Source organism: Mucilaginibacter sp. P4_G9, from assembly GCF_056400985.1.
On record NZ_JBFUKF010000428.1, the window covers coordinates 1 to 4,188 of the forward strand.

Annotated in this window: 5 protein-coding genes; 3 read left to right on the plus strand and 2 right to left on the minus strand. The window is 39.6% G+C overall.

All coding sequences use genetic code 11. The annotated features are described in order from the left end of the window. Window positions 1–343, minus strand: a 343-nt coding sequence (locus AC1DPZ_RS23095) for a DUF4783 domain-containing protein (protein WP_477407876.1), incomplete at its 3' end; no start/stop codon positions are given. A gap of 193 nt (window positions 344–536) precedes the next feature. Between AC1DPZ_RS23095 and gpmI the strand changes: the two genes are divergently transcribed. Beyond that, window positions 537–2,060 (plus strand): 2,3-bisphosphoglycerate-independent phosphoglycerate mutase, encoded by a 1,524-nt coding sequence (gene gpmI / locus AC1DPZ_RS23100; protein ID WP_477407878.1) that lies wholly within the window; start codon window positions 537–539, stop codon window positions 2,058–2,060. Between the two features lie 40 nt (window positions 2,061–2,100). Then, the gene (locus tag AC1DPZ_RS23105; protein ID WP_477407880.1) at window positions 2,101–2,607 is read left to right on the plus strand and encodes a hypothetical protein; all 507 of its coding nucleotides are present in this window, start codon (window positions 2,101–2,103) and stop codon (window positions 2,605–2,607) included. A gap of 30 nt (window positions 2,608–2,637) precedes the next feature. Here AC1DPZ_RS23105 and AC1DPZ_RS23110 read toward each other — a convergent pair whose 3' ends face one another. After that, the gene (locus tag AC1DPZ_RS23110; protein WP_477407882.1) at window positions 2,638–3,279 is read right to left on the minus strand and encodes a tetratricopeptide repeat protein; all 642 of its coding nucleotides are present in this window, start codon (window positions 3,277–3,279) and stop codon (window positions 2,638–2,640) included. Window positions 3,280–3,645: 366 nt separating this feature from the next. Between AC1DPZ_RS23110 and AC1DPZ_RS23115 the strand changes: the two genes are divergently transcribed. Next, window positions 3,646–4,188, plus strand: a 543-nt coding sequence (locus AC1DPZ_RS23115; protein WP_477407884.1) for an LON peptidase substrate-binding domain-containing protein, incomplete at its 3' end; no start/stop codon positions are given.

Genomic DNA, 4,188 nt, shown 5'->3' on the forward strand with positions numbered 1-4,188 from the left:
CCTCTTTAAGGGTAAAGGCTATGCGGTATTCCTGCTTATCGGTGGTGGTTAAAATATAAACTCCAAGATGAAAGCTGGCCCTTGAATTTATTTTGTGCAGTAATTTGATACTTTGAGGTTTATTTTTGGCAAAAAACCTGTCGAGTAATTGCACAGCCTGCCCCCTTGAATATGTATTCTCATCATCCATGATGTTCATATCAACGCTGGCTGCAAATAATTTGGCCAATTCTTTTGTATTACCCTGCTTTACAAGGTTAGCTACATTATCCAGTGGATCGGCCAAAACTATATTCGGGATTAAAAGCAAAAACATTAACGATGATATGTAAAATAACTTCATACAGATAGATACGTTATAAAACAACTTTATGTTACATTTTGCAAAAACAGGCGGGTAAAATACCTTATTAGGCGATGTTAACATATAACTGTTTTTACTTTAAATTATTACCTTAATAATCAACCCCGTATAAGTATAAATCTAAATTCAAAATTTATACCCATAAGTTGAACGTTGCATTTATATTTGCAATGTGGAAAATAAAAAAAAACTCGCATTAATTATCCTCGATGGCTGGGGTTATGGCCGTAATGATCAATCGAACGCTATTTTGGCGGCCAACACTCCATTTGTTGATTCAATGCTGCAAAAATACCCAAACTCAAAACTGGAAGCATCCGGAACCGCTGTAGGTTTACCTGCCRGCCAAATGGGTAACTCCGAAGTCGGACACATGAATTTGGGGGCCGGCCGCGTAGTGTACCAGGAACTGGGCCGCATACATAAAGCTGTTGACGATAATGAGCTGCCAACAATCCCGGTATTAAAAGATGCTTTTGAATACGCTAAACAAAACGATAAAGATGTTCACCTTATTGGATTGGTATCAGACGGAGGTGTTCACTCTCACATCAGGCATGTAAAAGGCTTATGCGATGCAGCCAGGCAATTGGATGTAAATAACGTATTTATCCATGCTTTTTTAGATGGGCGTGATACCGACCCAAAATCCGGGTTAGGTTTCGTTACCGAATTGGAACAATATATAGAAGGCACATCTGCAAAAATAGCAACGGCCATTGGTCGTTATTACGCTATGGATCGTGATAACCGCTGGGAACGTGTTAAACTGGCTTATGACCTTATGGTTAAAGGCGAAGGTGAAGCCACTCAGCATATTACCGACCTGATCAAAAAATCATACGAAGCCGATGTTACCGACGAATTTATTAAGCCTATTGTAAGGGTAAATGCCGATGGCAAGCCGTTGGCTGTTATAAAAGACGGCGATGTAGTTATCTGTTTTAATTTCCGTACTGATAGAGGCCGCGAGATTAGCGTTGCATTAACACAAAAATCTTTTCCTGAATATAACCTGCACCCTTTAAATGTACGTTACATCACAATGGTGCCATATGATGAAACATTTAAAAATGTACAGGTAGTTTTCAACAAAGAAGATTTGACGAAAACATTGGGCGAGATACTGCAAAATGCGGGCAAAACTCAAATTCGTATTGCTGAAACCGAAAAGTATCCGCACGTTACCTTCTTTTTTTCGGGCGGACGTGAGCGCGAATTTGTTAACGAAAAGCGCCTGTTAGTACCGTCGCCAAAGGTTGCTACTTATGATTTACAGCCCGAAATGAGCGCGGCTGGAATCCGTGATGCTATCATCCCCGAATTGGAAAGCGGCTGGCCCGATTTTGTTTGCTTAAACTTTGCCAATACCGATATGGTTGGTCATACAGGTGTTTTCAGCGCGGTTGTAAAAGCCGCCGAAACCGCCGATAGCTGTACAAAAGCCGTTGTTGAGGCTGGCCTGGCCAATGGCTATTCTTTCATCATCATAGCCGACCATGGTAATGCCGATTATATGATCAATGAAGATGGTACGCCAAACACAGCACACACTACTAATTTGGTGCCCTGCATTGTGATAGATAAGGATGTTACCCATGTAAAAGATGGCAAACTGGGCGATATTGCACCAACCATTTTAAAAATACTGGGTGTAGTAATCCCTGCCGAAATGACCGGTAATGTATTGGTGTAAGCTAAAATCAATATACTTAGCTGCCCTTTTAGGCAGTGCAATGCTATTATCCGGCTTGCAATCATGCAGGCCGGATAACACGCAATCAAACGGTAGCTTAAAGTATTTTGATGTAGCCGGGTATTTTAAAGCAGATACAGCGAGGCTCAAAAAGCTTAATCCTAAGGTTGATAAAACAGTAACACATAACGGTGTAACCGAAAATAAGGCTGTACATATTCCAAATTGGGGCCAGGAACTTAACCTGTTCATCCAATCGGACATTAACCGGCCGGCCTGGAAAAATAGCTATAACATTTTAAATACAGATTCCCTGGTCATTTACAAGGCAAAAACTCCCGATCTTAGAACAACCAAGATCATGATCAGGAAAAATAAAGATAAAGTGAAATGGATAGTGATATTTAACCACACCAAAAACCTGCTTTACGAAACAAATGAAAAACTAAGCTATTTCCCCGATTCGGTTTACCAGATAGAAAAGTCGCAGCGTGTTAAATTAATGGGGAAAAATCTTTATAGGATAAAGGGATTTTTAAAAAAGTAGAATTACTCCTAAATTCTTTTTCCTAAAATCTTAATGTCTCGCTACAACTGCCGAAGTAGCCTGGCCAAGTTTTTCCTTTGATTGATCTATCAACACAGCAATATCGTTTCTCCCCGGGTTGTTATTCAATATTTTTTCAAGATCGGCAATAGATGCCTTCAGGGAATTAATACCGCGGCTTCTATCGTAAAAATGCGAGTTGGTTTGCAGTTTAAAAATACCGTAATCACGGTAAGCTATGCCCCTGTTTTGGTAGTATTTACTGTCGCTTGGGTCGTTGTTGATAGATATAGCTTTTGTAAGGTCAACTATCGCTCCCAATAAATACAATTCCTTATCGGCGTCTTTTGTCTGGTTGTCCTTACCCAAATAGCTTTTTGCCCTGGCTCTATAATAATAAGCGGTTGCATCAGCTGGTTTTATAGCAATTACGCGGGTGTAAGCAGCAATTGATTTTTTGTAGTTATCACTGTGATAATATGAATAACCCAGCATCCACAAAGCATTGGCATTGGTAGAATCGGTAATGCAGGCTTTTTCAAGGTGTGTTACTGCCGATCTGAAATCACCATCCATCACGGCCTGCTGTCCCATTTTTACATAGGCATTTTGGGCCAATGTGGTTTCAATGGACGACAACAGCAGGAAGGGTAATATAACTGAAAGCCTCATCAACGGATCAATGGTAAACAGGATTGTATATCATTAACTAACTTTACTTCAAAATATTATGCCAAAATCTTCAATTATTAAAAAAGATTTACCGGCTTAAACATTGAGGAAGCGATACTATGACTTTTTTTCATCTTTAACAACAAAACCCGGGTTATTTAACAAATAGCTGATAAATTTACAACCGACACAAAATCAAACCATTACAAAGCCAAATTGATTGTTATTAATTAATACCATAACTTGGCACAGCTCTTGAAACATAGTGTTGCGCAGGATTTGACTATCATTTACCTGTATTTTACAAGCCCTAAAGTTTTATGGGCTGACAACATGACGTTATTTTCTACACAAAATATATAATTAATGAGTTTTGACCCATTTGATTTTAAAAACGCTTTACCGGTTATAAACGAGGATTCTGAGTTTTTTCCCCTTATGTCTACTGAGGATGAGGAGGAAATGAACAACGAACAGCTGCCCGATGTACTGGCTATACTGCCTTTGCGCAATACTGTGCTGTTTCCCGGCGTGGTTATCCCGATAACAGTTGGCAGGGATAAATCAATTAAACTGATACGGGACGCCAATAAGGGCAATCGCATGATTGGGGTAGTTGCGCAACAGGATGTGGGGATTGAAGACCCCAATTTTAGCCAATTAAATAAAGTGGGTACCATTGCGCTCATCATTAAAATGCTGCAAATGCCAGATGGTAACACCACCGTTATACTACAAGGTAAAAAGCGTTTTGTATTAAAGGATGAAGTGCAATCCGACCCTTATATAAAAGCTACCGTTGAGCCTTTTAAAGAAACCAAACTAAAAGAGGATAAAGAATTTAAGGCTATGGTATCGTCCATAAAGGATATGGCCATGAACATTATCCAGCTATCGCCAAATATACCA

Excerpts from the sequence above, each read along its gene's own strand:
- AC1DPZ_RS23105 (WP_477407880.1), top strand. The coding sequence starts at position 2,101 with ATGCTATTATCCGGCTTGCAATCATGCAGGCCGGATAACACGCAATCA.
- AC1DPZ_RS23110 (WP_477407882.1), bottom strand. The coding sequence starts at position 3,279 with ATGAGGCTTTCAGTTATATTACCCTTCCTGCTGTTGTCGTCCATTGAA.